The organism is Sphingomonas sp. (assembly GCF_035490575.1).
Taxonomy (GTDB): Bacteria; Pseudomonadota; Alphaproteobacteria; order Sphingomonadales; family Sphingomonadaceae; genus Sphingomonas.
This window is the reverse complement of sequence record NZ_DATJLI010000009.1, coordinates 13,100-28,144: the sequence shown is the minus strand read 5'-3', so window position 1 is coordinate 28,144 and position 15,045 is coordinate 13,100. Positions and strand designations below refer to the sequence as shown.

General features: G+C 66.2%; 14 protein-coding genes. 6 read left to right on the top strand and 8 right to left on the bottom strand.

Translation table 11 applies throughout. The features are described 5' to 3' along the window. Positions 1 to 296: 2-amino-4-hydroxy-6-hydroxymethyldihydropteridine diphosphokinase (locus VL973_RS00545; RefSeq protein WP_325282084.1), on the bottom strand; the 296-nt coding region annotated here is incomplete at its 3' end. A gap of 23 nt (positions 297 to 319) precedes the next feature. Between VL973_RS00545 and VL973_RS00540 the strand changes: the two genes are divergently transcribed. Continuing rightward, positions 320 to 979, top strand: a complete 660-nt coding sequence (locus VL973_RS00540; RefSeq protein ID WP_325282083.1) for a uracil-DNA glycosylase — start codon at positions 320 to 322, stop codon at positions 977 to 979. Between the two features lie 79 nt (positions 980 to 1,058). Here the strand turns inward: VL973_RS00540 and VL973_RS00535 are convergent, their stop codons facing one another. Beyond that, on the bottom strand, positions 1,059 to 2,009 hold the full coding sequence (locus tag VL973_RS00535; RefSeq protein ID WP_325282082.1) for a zinc-binding alcohol dehydrogenase family protein: 951 nt from the start codon (positions 2,007 to 2,009) through the stop codon (positions 1,059 to 1,061). A 98-nt stretch (positions 2,010 to 2,107) separates the two neighbouring features. On the opposite strand from VL973_RS00535, the gene VL973_RS00530 reads away from it, so the two are divergent. After that, positions 2,108 to 3,028, top strand: coding sequence for an AraC family transcriptional regulator (locus VL973_RS00530; protein ID WP_325282081.1), 921 nt, complete (start codon positions 2,108 to 2,110; stop codon positions 3,026 to 3,028). Between the two features lie 163 nt (positions 3,029 to 3,191). Continuing rightward, complete coding sequence (locus VL973_RS00525; protein WP_325282080.1) at positions 3,192 to 4,274, top strand: serine hydrolase domain-containing protein; 1,083 nt, start codon at positions 3,192 to 3,194, stop codon at positions 4,272 to 4,274. Here the strand turns inward: VL973_RS00525 and VL973_RS00520 are convergent. Together VL973_RS00520 and VL973_RS00515 are read right to left on the bottom strand one after the other, a co-directional pair. After that, positions 4,253 to 4,957 (bottom strand): hypothetical protein, encoded by a 705-nt coding sequence (locus VL973_RS00520; RefSeq protein ID WP_325282079.1) that lies wholly within the window; start codon positions 4,955 to 4,957, stop codon positions 4,253 to 4,255. The genes VL973_RS00525 and VL973_RS00520 overlap by 22 nt on opposite strands. Next, on the bottom strand, positions 4,954 to 6,153 hold the full coding sequence (locus VL973_RS00515) for a toxic anion resistance protein (protein WP_325282078.1): 1,200 nt from the start codon (positions 6,151 to 6,153) through the stop codon (positions 4,954 to 4,956). The genes VL973_RS00520 and VL973_RS00515 overlap by 4 nt, the downstream gene beginning before the upstream one ends. Positions 6,154 to 6,303: 150 nt before the next feature. On the opposite strand from VL973_RS00515, the gene VL973_RS00510 reads away from it, so the two are divergent. Continuing rightward, positions 6,304 to 7,269, top strand: a complete 966-nt coding sequence (locus VL973_RS00510; protein ID WP_325282077.1) for a magnesium and cobalt transport protein CorA — start codon at positions 6,304 to 6,306, stop codon at positions 7,267 to 7,269. Next, complete coding sequence (locus tag VL973_RS00505) at positions 7,260 to 8,405, top strand: GNAT family N-acetyltransferase (protein WP_325282076.1); 1,146 nt, start codon at positions 7,260 to 7,262, stop codon at positions 8,403 to 8,405. The genes VL973_RS00510 and VL973_RS00505 overlap by 10 nt, the downstream gene beginning before the upstream one ends. On the opposite strand, the gene VL973_RS00500 is transcribed toward VL973_RS00505, so the two are convergent. The 4 genes from VL973_RS00500 to VL973_RS00485 all read right to left on the bottom strand — a co-directional run bounded on the left by VL973_RS00500 (position 8,389) and on the right by VL973_RS00485 (position 13,642). Continuing rightward, positions 8,389 to 9,975: a hypothetical protein gene (locus VL973_RS00500; protein WP_325282086.1), complete on the bottom strand. Its 1,587-nt coding sequence runs from the start codon at positions 9,973 to 9,975 to the stop codon at positions 8,389 to 8,391. The genes VL973_RS00505 and VL973_RS00500 overlap by 17 nt on opposite strands. A 133-nt stretch (positions 9,976 to 10,108) precedes the next feature. Then, positions 10,109 to 11,131 (bottom strand): serine hydrolase domain-containing protein, encoded by a 1,023-nt coding sequence (locus tag VL973_RS00495; RefSeq protein ID WP_325282075.1) that lies wholly within the window; start codon positions 11,129 to 11,131, stop codon positions 10,109 to 10,111. Between the two features lie 201 nt (positions 11,132 to 11,332). Continuing rightward, the gene (locus VL973_RS00490) at positions 11,333 to 12,622 is read right to left on the bottom strand and encodes a homoserine dehydrogenase (RefSeq protein ID WP_325282074.1); all 1,290 of its coding nucleotides are present in this window, start codon (positions 12,620 to 12,622) and stop codon (positions 11,333 to 11,335) included. A gap of 66 nt (positions 12,623 to 12,688) precedes the next feature. Further along, positions 12,689 to 13,642 (bottom strand): isopenicillin N synthase family dioxygenase, encoded by a 954-nt coding sequence (locus VL973_RS00485; RefSeq protein WP_325282073.1) that lies wholly within the window; start codon positions 13,640 to 13,642, stop codon positions 12,689 to 12,691. 150 nt (positions 13,643 to 13,792) lie between these two features. Here VL973_RS00485 and VL973_RS00480 point away from each other — a divergent pair, with 150 nt between their 5' ends. Beyond that, positions 13,793 to 15,022: a multidrug effflux MFS transporter gene (locus VL973_RS00480; protein WP_325282072.1), complete on the top strand. Its 1,230-nt coding sequence runs from the start codon at positions 13,793 to 13,795 to the stop codon at positions 15,020 to 15,022. Positions 15,023 to 15,045: the final 23 nt, after the last annotated feature.

Sequence of the window (15,045 nt, the reverse complement as noted above, 5' to 3'; positions counted from 1 at the left end):
ATATCCAGGTCGAGCACCCGCCGCCCCCATCGCCGCCCCCGCCGCCGCCCGAAATCGCGCTCGATCGCTTTCAGGGCGGCGAGCAGGGCGGGGGGCGACAGCTCGCTTTCCAGCAGCAGCGTGGCATTGGCATAGCGGCGGATTGATGGGCCGATGGGCGCGCTGTCGATCACTGGCGACATGGCGGTCACGCGCCCCGGCAGCAGGCCCGCCGCCGCGCGCACCGTCGCAACGGGCGACCCATGGCGGCTGGGTCGGTTCGAGCCAAGCGCGATCAGATAGGTTGCGTGCCCCACGCCCCCGCGCCTATCGCCGCCTGATGTTCGCGCCAAGCCCCATCCCCGATACCGAACCCCCGCGCGATTGCCCGCGCTGTCCCCGCCTGGTCGCCTTTCGCGACGCGTTGCGCGTCGAATATCCCGACTGGTGGAATGCGCCGGTCAACGCATTCGGCGATCCGCAGGCATGGCTGGCCATTGTCGGGCTGGCGCCGGGCAAGCACGGCGCCAACCGCACTGGTCGCCCCTTTACCGGCGACCATGCCGGAGTGCTGCTGTTCGACACGCTCAGAAAGTTCGGTCTGGCGACCGGAGAATATCTGGCGCGGCCCGACGATACACTGGCCCTGAAGGGCGCGATCATCATCAACGCCGTCAAATGCCTGCCGCCCGAAAACAAGCCGACACCGGAGGAAATCCGCACCTGCCGCCCTTTTCTCGAAGGCCAGATTGCGGCCTTGCCCGCCCCGCGCATCTTCGTGGCGCTGGGCCAGATCGCGCACCAGTCGGCGGTCAAGGTGCTGGGCGGCAAGCTGCCCAAGGCCAAGTTCGGGCATCTGGCCGAACACCGGATGCCCGGCGGACAAGTGCTGATCGATAGCTATCACTGTTCGCGCTACAACCAGAATACCGGCCGGCTGACGGCGGAGATGTTCGAAGCGGTGTTTGCCCGTGCGCTTGAGGTTCGAGAAGGGCTTTAGGTGGTTCCTTCATGATCGCCCGCTTCTGGGTAATCGATACCCGGAAGCGGGCGTGGACTGACCGCTGTTGCAATCCGATTTACCGGCGCTCGGGCATCACGACGTAGCGTGTATCCGGATCGCCGCTCCATGCCGCACCAATGTCGTGCAGCGGCACGCTCTGGAAGGGGGTCGTGAAGCCTGCTCCCGGCGCCGCCGCCAACAATTCCGCCGCTCCGGCCACGAGTTCCGCGACCGCGACGCTGCCGATGCCGCTGCCCAGCAACTCCAGTCCGGTGCTTCTGAACATATCACCGCGCAACGCGATCTCGTCGCCAGCGATCGTGCCGATCTGTATGTAGCGCAGACGCGGCTCGCCCGAGCGGGAGCCTCGCTCCCTGGTGGCAGCGCGCAGAACGCGTCCCGCCGGGTTGCCCCAAACGAAATCGAGAACGATGTCGATACCGCGATCGAACTCGGTTCGAAGCTGTGCATCCGCATCGTCATCCAGCGCGATTTTCGCGTCGGCATCGAGCCGGTCGAGCTTGGCGCGGTTGCGCCCGACGGCCACCACCCGGCTCGCGCCCAGATGCCGGGCGGTCTGAAGTGCCATGCCGCCCGAGGCCCCCGTGGCGCCGAGAACCAGGACACTTTCGCCCGGCTGGATCCGAGCCCGCCGCGACAACGCCACCCATGAGGCGAGCGCCGCTGTGACAATGGCTGCCGCTTCGTCACTGGCGAGCGCATCGGGAACGGGAACCGTCATGGCGCGCTGCGCCACCGACCGCTCCGCCATTGCGCCGAAGGGTGCCTTGGGAAACAGGAAATAGACCCGTCGCCCTTCACTATCTCGTCCGACACCATCGACGCCCGGCGCAAAACCGGCCTGCGTCCCGCTCGTGTAGTGGCGGCCGGAGGCGAGCAACTTGACGATGGGACTAAGCGCGGCAGCCTCAACCGTTACGACGGTCTCCTCGGCGCCCGCTTCGGGTTCGGCGAAGTCTGCGTAGGTCGGCGCCTTGCCGAACGTGTTCACGACCGCTGCCTTCATGGTCTTCGTCTCCGATGTCAGGTGAGCCTCTTTCCTAGACAGGGCGGACGAACCGAACCATGTTCGCCCGACCAGGAGTTGTTCGCGATCGTCCAGACATGACACCCGACCCCTTATCCGAGGTCCTCGCCCTTCTGAAGCCGCGCAGCTACATCACTGCCGGCTTCGACGCCGGCGGAACCTGGGCGCTGACGCTCGACGATCTGGCGGGGCGCATCAAATGCTACGCCGTTGTTCGAGGCGGCTGCTGGCTTCAGGTGGACGGCGTTGCGCCGGTTCGTCTGGCGGCGGGGGACTGCTTCGTCCTGCCCAGCGGACGTGAAGCGCGGATCGGCAGCGCCCTTGATGCCGAACCGCATCGGGCAAGCGAGGTTCTGGATCCCGACCGAAGTGGCGAGGTCGTGACCTACAAGGGCGGTGGGGACGTCTTTCTGGTCGGCAGCCGCTTCGAGGTCGAAGGCTTGACCAGCGGCATACTCTTACGCTCCATGCCGCCCTTGATCCGCATCCAGGCGTCGGAGGAACAGGCGCGGCTGCGGCTCTACATCGATCTCATGATGGAGGAACTGCGCGAGGCGAGAGCGGGATCGGTTTCGGTGTCGCAGAACCTGTCCCACATGATCCTGGCGCAGGCGCTGCGTCTTTATCTGGCCAACGTGCCGATGGGCGATGCCGGCTGGTTCGCGGCACTGGCCGATCCGCGCCTCGGCCGCGTCATGGCGGCAATTCACGGTGCTCCATCTCGGAACTGGACGCTTACAGGCCTCGCAAGGGTGGCCGGCATGTCGCGCTCGGGCCTGGCCCAGCACTTCGCCTCGCGCGTCGGTGAGGCGCCGATCGCCTACCTGACACGTTGGCGCATGATGTTGGCTGCGCGCCGACTGACGGACGGGCATGAGACGGTCGAGCAGGTCGCGGTCGCAGTGGGCTATGGGAGTGAGCAGGCGTTCAGCACCGCCTTCAAGCGTGTGATGGGTTGCGCGCCGCGGCAGTACGCCAGAATGGGCGCATTGGTGTAGATCGCCGAGGCAACCGTCCGCTAACGGATGAACGGCGCTTCCAACGGAACGGCGACCTTTTGGAGTGAAAGCCGAAACGTCGCATTAATGAGCCTGCGGCCTGGGACAGGGCGGGCTTTAGGACAGGACCGGAGAAAAGCGGCTGGCGGCGCATTGAGGGGGCATGACTCCGCTTCGCCTGTTCGCCGTCCTGTCGCTGACACTGCCCGCCGCCTGCAACGCTGCGCCCCAGCCACAGCCGCCCGCACCCGCTCAGGCCGAGCGGACGGCGACAACCAGCGGCCTCGACCGTGCGATGCTGGAGCGGACGGTGCAGGCAGCGTCGCGGCTGTCGAGGATCCGGTCGATGATCGTGATGCGGGACGGGCGGGCGCTGGCCGAACATCGTTTCAACGGCGGGCCGCCGCTCGACCGGGCGGTCAACATCAAGTCGGCATCGAAATCGGTGATGTCGGCAATGGTCGGCATCGCCATTGCGCGCGGGGTGCTGGACGGCACCGATCAGCCGGTGCTGTCGGTCCTGAGCGCGGACGCGCCCGCCGATCCCGATCCCCGGCTGGCGCGCGTGACCGTCGGTAATCTGTTGTCGATGCAGGCGGGGCTGGATCGCACATCGGGGCCGAATTACGGGCGCTGGGTGACCAGTCCCAATTGGGTGCGATACGCGTTGTCGCGGCCGTTCGTCGACGAACCCGGCGGGCGGATGCTGTATTCGACGGGCAGCACGCACTTGCTGTCGGCGATGCTGACAAAGGCGTCGGGGCGCACGACGCTGGACCTGGCGCGCGACTGGCTGGCGGGGCCGCTGGGCATCACCATCCCGGCATGGTCGCGCGATCCGCAGGGCATTTATTTCGGCGGCAACGAAATGCGCGTCAGCCCGCGTGGCATGGCGCGCTTTGGCGAACTATACCGGCTGGGCGGCACGATCGACGGCAAGCGGATCGTGCCTGCTGAATGGATCGAACAGAGCTGGACCCCGCGCACCGTGTCGCCGTGGAGCGGGCAGCGTTACGGCTATGGCTGGTTCATCGGCGATATGCGCGGCCATCCGGTGCGCTTCGCATGGGGCTATGGCGGGCAGATGATCTACATCCTGCCCGATCTGAAACTGACGGTGGTGATGACGTCGGACGCGACGGCAGCGCGGGAGGGCGGGCATATCGACGCGCTGCACGCGCTGGTCGCCGACGGCATCGTCCCCGCCGCCGAACGCGGAGGGCCTCAGACCCCCTCGTCGCCCTGATAGCGGATTTGCAGGTAGCGCCCGCGCGTGGCCAGCAGGTCGAGATCGCCCTGCGCCAGTTGCGCGGTCATCGTTGCGATTTCCTGATCGATGACGCGCAGCCCTTCCACCAGCTGCGCGTCGGGCGTCTGGCCGTTGCGTTCGGTGCCGCGCAAGGGTTCGGGCACCCGGCGATAGCTGTTGACCAGTTCGGGCAATTGTTCGGCGACCAGCTTGCGAACCTCCGCCGCCGCCGGTTCCTGGTCGTCGATGCGTTCAAGCTGCGGCGCCAGCGTTTCCAGCTTGACGCCGATCGAATCGACCAAGGTGCGCGCTGGGGCGGGCAGGGCAAGGCGCTGCCCCTCCAGCCATTGCTCGGTTTGCAGCGGCAGTGCCTTGATCGGCGCCTCTGCCAGTTTTTCGGGCGTCGGCGCGGTGTCGGTGCGGGCAAAGGCGATGGCCAGGGTGGTCGCGACCAGCAGCGCCATGACGATCAGCGCGCCCACCATGCCCAGCGGCACGAACGATCCGATGACCAGCGCCAGCGCGATGATGACACCGTCGGCCAGCGCGATCGCGCCGACGCGCCGCACGATCGTCCCTTCGCGCCGCCGGCGACTGCGCTGCGACACGCTCGTGCGGCGCGTCCGGGCGCGTTCCAGCGCCTCGCTGGCGCGGGCAATCTGTTCGTCGACCTGGCTCACAGCGCCTCCAGCCGGAACGCCTGACCGCCGCCGCCCGCATTCTGCGCGGCACCCTCGGCACGGGCGATATAGCCCTTGGACCGCTCGACTTCCTGACCCAGCGTGGTCACGGTCGTCTTCATGCTGTCCAGCGCCTTCAGCTTGAAGCTGTCGATCGCGTCCATCGTGTCATAGATGTTCTGAAACGCGCGTTGCAGCGTTTCCAGCGGGATGGTCGAGCTGGCCGATTGCTCGTGGATCTGCGCCGTCTGCGATTTCAGCAGCTTGCCCGTCGAATCGATCAGCCCCGCCGTCGTGGTGTTCAGCGCGGTGATCTGTTCCAGCACCAGCTTCTGATTGGTCAGCGCCTGCGCCACCGTCACCGCCGTGCGGAGCGCGGAGACGGTGGTGGTCGATGCGCGGTCGACGCCCTTCACCAGCTCGACATTGTTCTTCTTGACCAGATCAAGCGCCAGATAGCCCTGCACCGTCACTGCCATCTGCGTCAGCAGGTCCTGCGTGCGCTGGCGGGTATAGAACAAAGCGGTCTCGCGAATCGCCCTGGCCTTGGCGGGATCGGTGTGATCCAGTTCGTTCGCCTTGTCCTCAAGCCGCTGGTCCATGGCCTTGGACAGATGGATCATCTGCTCCAGCCGCCCCATCGCGGTCCACAGGTTGGCGCGTTCGGTGTCGATGGCGGCATTGTCCATCAACAATTCGTCCTTGCCCGATTGCAGGCGTTTCAGGATCGCGGCGATGTGGCTTTGCGCCGACTGATACCCCTCGAAATAATCGCGCATCTTGTTGCCGAACGGCAGGATGCCGAACAGCTTCTTGCGCGTCATCAGGTCGCCGCGCGCACCGGGGTCGAGATCCTCGACCGTGCGGCGCAGTGCCAGCAGGTCGGCGCCGACGCCCGATTCCTGATCCATCGCCCGCACCGGCCGGTCGAGGAAACGGTTGGACTGGCCCGCCGCGTCGCGGATTTCCTTGTTGCCCATCGCCGCGATCGCGTCGACGCGCTTGCCGAATTCGGGCGAGTTCACGTCCTGCGCCACCAGGTCGTCGATAAACGCATCGACGCGGGCGTCGAGTTCGGACTTCTTGCCCTCATCCACCGGCACCAGCCCGGCGGCCTGCGTCGGCGCGACCGCCGGCACCGGATCGGGCGGCGTCAGCTTGAGCGCGGGTTCGGCAGTCGTCGTGTCGGTCGCCATTCAATCCCTCCAGAGCGGCACGGTTGCGACGATGGCCGCGTTCGCGCCGGGCTTCAACTGTATTAGATAATCAATACAGCTTCGCCTGCAAAGCCATGCGGCTAAAATCGCGATTGCGCGCGGGCCGGGCGATGCCCAGATAGGCGCGGCATGACGGTCGTAGCGGCAACCCTTTATCGCGCGGGAAAGGTGGTCGGGCCAGTCGCGCTGGACGACATGCCCGAATGCCATGGCGATGACGAGTTCGTCTGGATCGGCCTTTACGAACCGGATGAGGCCGAACTGCAAACGCTGGCGGCGCGTTATGGCCTTCACCCGCTGGCGGTGGAGGACGCGGTCAAGGCCAACCAGTTGCCTAAGGTCGACATTTACGGCGATCAGTTGTTCGTCGTCACCCGCACCGCGCATCTCGACGGCGATCATATTCGTTATGGCGAAACCGCGATTTTCGTCGGCAAGCATCACGTCATCAGCGTGCGCCACGGATCGGCGCGCGCGCATACGGCGCTGCGCCGTGATCTTGAGGCGGCGCCCGCTTTGCTTCGTCGTGGCACCGATTATGTGCTGCATGCGATCCTGGACTTCATCGTCGACGGTTATCTGCCGATGGTCGACCAGATCGAGGAATGCGTGCTGGATATTGAAAAATCGACGCTCGACAGCTTTCTGGATCGCGAACAGGTGGGTCGGCTGTTCACCTTTCGCCGGCAACTGATCCGTTTTCAGCGCAGCATCGCCGCGATGGGCGAAGTGGTGGGCAAGCTCGTCAACCTCGACCTGCCGTGCATCGACCGCGACATGCGCCCCTATTTCCGGGACGTGCTCGACCATGTGCGCCGCGTCGAATCGATGACCGCGACGCTGCGTGAAGTGCTGGGTCAGGTGTTCGAGGTGTCGAACCTGCTGGAACAGCAGCGACAGGGCACGATCACGCGCCAGCTGGCGGCATGGGCCGCGATCCTGGCGGTGCCCACGGCGATTGCGGGCATCTACGGCATGAACTTCGACTATATGCCCGAACTGCGGGTCAGGGGCGCCTATTTCGTCGCGCTGGGCATCATCGCGGTGCTGTGCGGCGTGCTCTATACCCGGTTCAAGGCGCTGAAATGGCTGTAGGCGAGGGCGAAGTGTTGGCCCGCATCGCGCGCGGCGTGTCGGCGGTTGCCGCTGCCGACTGGGACGCATGTGCGGGGGCGGGCAATCCGTTCCTGTCGCACGCGTTCCTGTCGATCCTCGAACGGTCGGGTTCGGTTGGCGGGCGCAGCGGGTGGACCCCGCTGCCGATCATCGTCGACGATGGCGATGGCCGTCCGGCGGCGATCGCGCCCGCTTATGCCAAGACGCACAGCCAGGGCGAATATGTGTTCGATCATGGCTGGGCCGATGCGTGGGAACGGGCAGGCGGCAGCTATTACCCCAAGCTGCAACTCGCCGTGCCGTTCACCCCCGTGCCCGGCCCGCGCCTGTTGTTGCGCGAGGGTGCGAAGGCCGCGCCGCTGATCGCCGCGGTCGAAGCGGTGGTCGACCAGAACGGCCTGTCATCGGCCCATGCGACGTTCCTCGACGAAGCACAATTGCCCGCGTTCGACGCGGCGGGGTGGCTGGTGCGGCAGGGGGTCCAGTTCCACTGGGCCAATGACGGTTACACCAGCTTTGACGATTTCCTTGGCGCGCTGGCCAGCCGCAAGCGCAAGACGCTTCGCAAGGAACGCGCGGCGGCGGTCGATGGGCTGACGATCCGGCACCTGAGCGGCGGGGAGCTGACGGAGGCGCATTGGGACGCTTTCTGGACCTTTTACCAGGACACGGGCGCGCGCAAATGGGGGCAGCCCTATCTGACGCGCGCCTTTTTTTCGCTGCTGGGGCAGGAAATGAGCGACCGCGTGCTGCTGATCCTCGCGGAGCGCGATGGCCAGCCGATCGCGGGGGCGCTGAACCTGATCGGCGACGATGCGCTCTATGGCCGCTATTGGGGCTGTATCGAGGACGTGCCCTTCCTGCATTTCGAACTGTGCTATTATCAGGCGATCGACGCCGCCATCGCGCGCGGGCTGGCGCGGGTGGAGGCGGGCGCGCAGGGCGAACACAAGCTGGCGCGCGGTTATGCGCCGGTCGCCACATGGTCGGCGCATTACATCCCCGACCCGTCCTTTCACCGCGCCGTGGCCGATTTCGTCATGCGCGAACGCCAGGCCATCGCGCAGGAGGCCGAGTTTCTGGGCGAGATGACGCCGTTCAGGAAGCCCGGTTGAGCGCGTTGATCGCGTGCATCCGCTGGCGCATTTCGGGACCGTAAGGCCCCAGATCCTGCATCATCAATTGCGGCGGTCGTGCCCGGTCGTCGACGCGGAACAGCGCGCTGGTGCCGCTGCGCCACACGGGGACCAGCCCGGCCTCCAGCCTGCGGTCATAGGCGGGCGGCTGGATCACCCAGACATAATCGAACGCATCGCGCGGAAACCGCACCAGCGCGACCGCGATCGGCCGCCACCATTCGCGGGCGCATTTGACGTCGGTGACGATCTGCGACGGATCATGGTCGAAACCGCGCGCACCCGGATAGCGCACCGTCAGCAACTGCGCGCCCGCCATCGACCACTGGTCGTTCGAATAAGCCAGCTTTCGCGACAAAGCCAGGCCGGGGAGATGTTCCAGCCGCGACATCATCCACTCATAGCGGCACGTCTCACCAACAAAGGTAATCAGCCGCGCGCCCTGCGGCAGGCGCTTCAGCGCGGCCAGTTCACGGTCATAGGTGCGGTCATAGAGCCAGAAGCTGTAGGTCGTCGCCGCCATCCGCCCGCCAAAGAACGCCAGCCCCGCCGCCGCCAGCAGCGCCGCGTGGCGCATCGGCGCACCCGCCTTGGGCCGGATCGCCAGCAGCGCGATGCCCAGCACGAATGGCGCCAGGCGCATGTCGGCATAGGCCGATCCGAACACGATGCGCGGCAGCAACAGATATACCGCCAGCAGGAACAGCGCCGAAATCGCCAGGTGCCGCGAATATTCGAGGCGCGGGTGACGCATGGCATAGACCATGACGAGCAGCGACGCCGCCAGCGTCGCCATGTCGAGCAATTCCCAGCGGTCGCGAAAGGCCATTGTGAACCACTGCATCTTGGCGCGCCAGTTGAACCAGTCGCCCGTCGTGCCGCCGACATGCCCGCCTGACCGCCACGCCAGCATCAACAGCACCGGCGGACACAGCGACAGGCAATGAATGCCGGCCCAGAACGGCGCTTTCCACCAGCGGTCACGCCAATCGGGATGCCGATCCCATTGCCGGATCAATTCCCCCGAAAAGGCCAGCACCCCCAGCAGGCCCCAGCCATAGGTATGACAGATCCAGATAATCAGCCCGATCGGCACGAACAGCACTGCGCGCAGTTTCAGCCGTCCCGTCCGGGCAAGGCGCAGCCAGAACCCGAACGCATTGAGCGCCAGCGCCATCGACAGCGCGAAATTGATGAAGCCGAAATGCAGCGGAAAGCTGTAGACGATCGGCAGCGCGAACAATGCGGTCGCGGGAATACGCCCATGCACTTCGCGCGCGATCCACAACAGGCCCGTGGCGATCAGCACCGGGATGGCGATGACGATCAGCTTCACCGCCGCTTCCAGCCCGAACAGTGGCTCCAGCGGTTCGATCAGCAGGTCGATGCCCAGATTGCCGATCAACTGCCAGTCGAAATTATACCAGTCGTTCAGCCATGGCACCCGGTCGTGCGACAATTGCACGCGGTAACGCCCCATATGGCCGGGCAGGTCGACCAGCGGCGGAATATCCGGCCACAGCAGCGGGATCGCGGCCACGAATGCCATCGCCACGACGAACAACCTTGTCTGCCACCACCGAAGCGGCGCTGCCCCCGACCCCTGCATCCGGCGGCTTCTAGCGGGACCGGCTGCCTGCCGACAAGCGGTCGTGCAGCGCTTTACCGCATTGTGCGTCGGATCAGCGGGCGTCGAACGCGCGGACAACGGCATTGCCGGTCGCGCGGCGGAGTGCGGCGATACCGCTATCGGCATGGCGCGTGGGATGCACCCGGTTGGTCAGCAGCGCCCAGCCCAGCCCGCGCTGGAAATCCAGCCACAGCCCCGTGCCGGTAAAGCCCGTATGACCGATCGTCATGTCCGAACATGCATCGCCGCCGGGCCAGCCGGGGAAATGGCGCTCCCATCCGCAGGTTCGCGTGGGCGACGCCCGTTCGCGCATTGCCATCAGCGCCGCCTCCGACGCGCCGCTGCCGTCGAGCAGGCCAAGCGCGAAGTCGAGCACGCCGTCGATCGTTCCAAACAGTCCGGCATGGCCCGCCGCGCCCCCCAGCGCGGAGGCGTTTTCGTCATGGACCTCGCCCTTCAGCACGCGTTCGCGCCACATGCATCGTTCGGTCGCGACGCTCAGCGCCGCATCGGGCCGCCATGCAAGACCCGGTGGAAAGCAGATTTTGTCCAGCGGTCGCCGGGTCAGCCGTTCGATGGCGATGCCCAGCAGGATGAAGTTGATGTCCGAATAGACCGGCGGCCCCGCCCGCCATTCGCGTTGCAGGATGAACGCGCGCAACCGGCGCGGATCGTCGCCATAGGTATAGATCGGCTCGACCGCCGGAAAGTGGGTCTGGTGCGACAGGCACTGGCGAAAGGTCACGCGCCGCTCGATCGCCCCGGCGACATCATATTGGCGAAGATCGGGGATTACGTCCGCCAGCGGCTGGTCAAGGGCGATGCGCCCGTCATCGACCAGTCGCAGGATGGTGGGTGTGGTTGCAATGACCTTGGTCAGCGACGCCAGGTCGAACCAGTGGCCCAGCGTCAGCGCCTCGCGCCGCGGCTCAAGCTGCGCCGATCCGGTGGACACCAGCGCGCGTTCACCGTCGGCCGTGATTACGCCCAGCGTCGCGCCGGGAATGCAATGCGCGGCGATGGCCCGCGCCACAGGATTGAATGCCGCCTCCGCAATGGTGGCCAGGTGGCTCATGCCTCCGTCCGGCGCGGCTGACCGGCGATCAGGTCTGACAGGCGCGCCGAAGCGCTCTTGCCGATCGCGTCAGGCAGCGACCTTGGCCGGGCCAATATCATCTGTCGTTGCGGATGTGTTTCGATCCCGGCCATTGCCCCTCGCCGTTATTGGACGGACGGCTTAGGCGGGGGGCAAAGCGGTGCCAAGCCCCGGATATGGTTAACTTAGAATGTGCATCCACATCGGCTGTCCGACCAGGCTGGCCGAACCGCGCAGCTTTTCCAGCGCCTGCGCGACGCACCGTTCGGGGCCTTCATGCGTGACGATGGTGACGATAACCCCGCCACTTGTCGTCGCGCCGCGCTGCATCAGGCTTTCGATCGATACGCCCGCATCGCGCATCGCCGCCGCGATTTCGGCCAGCACGCCCACCTTGTCGACCACTGTGAAGCGGAGATAGGCGCGCCCGCGCCGCTCGCCCGTTTCCGCCGGCGCCTGTGCCGTCAGGCTGGCCGATGGCATGGCATAGGCCGGGCCGAACTCCCCGCGCGCAATGTCGATCAGGTCGGCGACGACCGCGCTGGCGGTCGGCCCGTCGCCCGCGCCCGCGCCCTGGAAGAACAGGCGGCCGACGAAATTGCCCTCCGCCACCACGGCGTTGGTCGGGCCGGTGACATGCGCCAGCGGATGATCGACGGGCACCAGATGCGGGTGGACACGCTGGAACAGCCCGTTCGCATCTGCCTCTCCCACGCCCAGCAGGCGCACGCGATAGCCCAGTGCCGCAGCCTCCGCGATGTCGGCGGCGATGACGTGGCGAATGCCCGTCACCTGCACATCGGCAAAGGCGGGGCGGGTGCCGAAGGAAATGCTCGACAGGATCGACAGCTTGTGCGCGGCATCAACGCCGTCGATGTCGAAGCTGGGATCGGCCTCGGCAAAGCCGTTCGCCTGTGCTTCCGCCAGCACCTCGGCAAAATCGCGCCCCTCGGCCTCCATGCGGCTGAGGATGAAATTGCAGGTGCCGTTCAGGATGCCATAAACCCGCGCGATCTCGTTCGCCGCCGTGCCTTCGCGCAACCCCTTGATGACCGGCACGCCGCCCGCGACCGCCGCCTCGAACTTAAGCGCGACGTCCGCCGCCTCGGCCGCTTCGGCCAGTTCCAGGCCGTGATGCGCGATCATGGCCTTGTTGGCGGTGACGAAGCTCTTGCCCGATTCCATGGTGCTGCGCGCAAGCGCAAGCGCCGGGCCGTCGGACCCGCCGATCAGTTCGATCACCACATCAGCGCCGTCGTGCCGCCCCAGCGCGACGGGGTCGTCGACCCAATCAAAGCGGCCGATATCGACGCCGCGATCCTTGGCACGGTCGCGCGCGGACACTGCCACGACCTGTATCGGGCGGCCCGCGCGCCGGGCGATCAGGGCGCCATTGGCATCGATCAGGCGAATCACGCCTGCGCCCACAGTGCCCAGGCCAGCAATCGCAACGCGCAACGGTTCGGTCATGAAATTACCCTCCACGCCGGCGCGGCTAGTCGATCCTTGCGCGCGATGGAACCCCCGGCGCGCCGCCTACTTCCTGACCAAGCCGATCTCGACCAGCCGTTCGTGCAGATAATCATGCGCGGTGATGGGTTCCGGATAGTGATTGGGCCGATCCGCCGTAATGCAGCCCGGCAGCGTCTTGATGACGAAATCGGGCGCGGGATGCAGGAAGAAGGGCATCGAATAACGCGAATGGCCCCGCCGTTCGACCGGCGGGTTGACCACACGGTGCGTGGTCGACGGCAGGACATGGTTGGTCAGGCGTTGCAGCATGTCGCCGACATTGACGACCATCGCTCCCTCCGGCGGCTTGACCGGCAGCCAGCGCCCGTCGCGGTCGAGCAGCTCAAGCCCCGCTTCCTCGGCGCCGAGCAGCAGGGTGATGAGGTTGATGTCCTCATGCGCTCCGGCGCGGACGTTCGGCGCATCCTCCGTCACCGGCGGATAATGGAGTAGGCGCAGCACTGAATTGCCGTCCTTGACCGCCGGTTCAAACCAGTCGGGCGACAGGTCCAGATAGCGTGCGATCGCCGACAGCAACCGCTCGCCCGCCCGGTCGAACGCGGCGAACAATTGGATGAAGGTGTCGCGAAACCCCGCCGGCGCATCGGGCCAGATATTGGGGGCCATCACGTCGCCATAACGATGCCCCGCGGGCAGTTCACGCCCGATATGCCAGAATTCCTTCAGGTCGACATGGCTCGCGCCCTTGGCGATCTCGGTCTTGAACGGGGTATAGCCCCGCGCGCCGCCGCCGCCGGGGACGAACCCCTCGCGCTTCTGCGCTTCCGGCAGCGCGAACAGCGCCTGCGTCATGTCCCATGCGCGCGCGATCAGTGCATCGTCGATGCCATGGTCGCGCACGATCGCGAAGCCGTAACGCTGGAACGCCTCCCCGAAATCGCGGGCAAAGCCATCGGGATCGGCAGCTTGGTCGGCCAGCGAAACGGGACGGATATCGGCAAGGGAGGCGTTGGACATGGCGGGCGCCTGAATCGCTTTCGGGTTGATTTCGGAACGTTGCCGCCAAAGATAGGGTGCCACACGGGGCGGCGGCAAGCCGCGCTGCCATTTGTATGCAACACTTATATTCGACGTGACGTTCCCGTTCCGGGCGTTAAGGACCCCCACATGCACCAACCGCTGCCCGACGCGTCGATCGACCGCGCACCCATCCCCTTTGGCGAGTTTGTCGCGCTGGCCGCCGCGTTGATGGCCCTGACGGCGCTGGGCATCGATTCGATGCTGCCCGCGCTGCCCGCGATCGGCGACAGCCTGGGCGTTGTCAGCCCGAATGATCGCCAGTTCGTCATCACCAGTTTCCTGATCGGTTTCGCCGTCGCGCAACTGGCGCACGGGCCGTTATCGGATCGGTTCGGCCGTCGCCCGATACTGGGCGTCGCATTGCTGATCGCTGTCGCCACCAATTTGCTGGCGGCGGTGGCGGGCAGTTTCGAGCTGCTGCTGATCGCGCGCTTCATGTCGGGCATGGCGGTGGCCGGTGCGCGCGTGGTGACGGTGGCGATGGTGCGCGACTGTTTCGCCGGGCGACCGATGGCGCGCGTCATGAGCCTGGTGTTCGTCGTGTTCATGGCCGCGCCCGTGCTGGCGCCCGCATTCGGCCAGATCGTGCTGATGTTCGCGCCGTGGCGCTGGATCTTCGTCGGCATCGCGACCGTCGCGGGGATGGTGCTGGCCTGGTTCTGGCTGCGGATGCCCGAGACGCTGGCGGTGGAGAAGCGCAACACGCTGAACCCCCTCCATATCCTGCGCGGCTTTCGCGAAGTGACGCGCGACCGCATGGCGATGGGTTATATGCTGGGCGCGACCCTGTTGCAGGGCGGGCTGTTCGGCTTCATCAATTCCATCCAGCAGATCATGGCCGATATCTTTGGCGTGCCGCACCTGCTGACCATTGTGTTTGCGTGCGTCGCGGGCACGATGGCGGTGGCCAATTTCATGAACTCGCGCGCGGTGATGCGGTTCGGCACGCGGCTGATCTCGCACAGCGCGCTGACCGGGCTGATCGTGATTGCCGCGATCCATCTGGGCGTCGCGCTGGCCGATGCCGAATCGCTGCCGCTGTTCATTCTGCTCCAGGCGCTGCTGATGGGCTGTTTCGGGCTGGCGGCGTCCAACTTTTCGGCGATGGCGATGGAGAATATGGGCCGCATCGCGGGTCTTGCCTCCAGCTTCCAGGGCTTTGTCTCGACGCTGGGCGGGGCGTTGCTGGGCGCGGCGATCGGCCAGGCCTATGACGGGACGACCGTGCCGCTTTATGGCGGGTTCGTCGTTTGCGGGATCATCGCGTTCATCATCGTCGCCATCGCCGAGCGCGGCCGCATGTTCCGCCCGCATTGAGGGGAACGCGAAGCCGCGCTGGT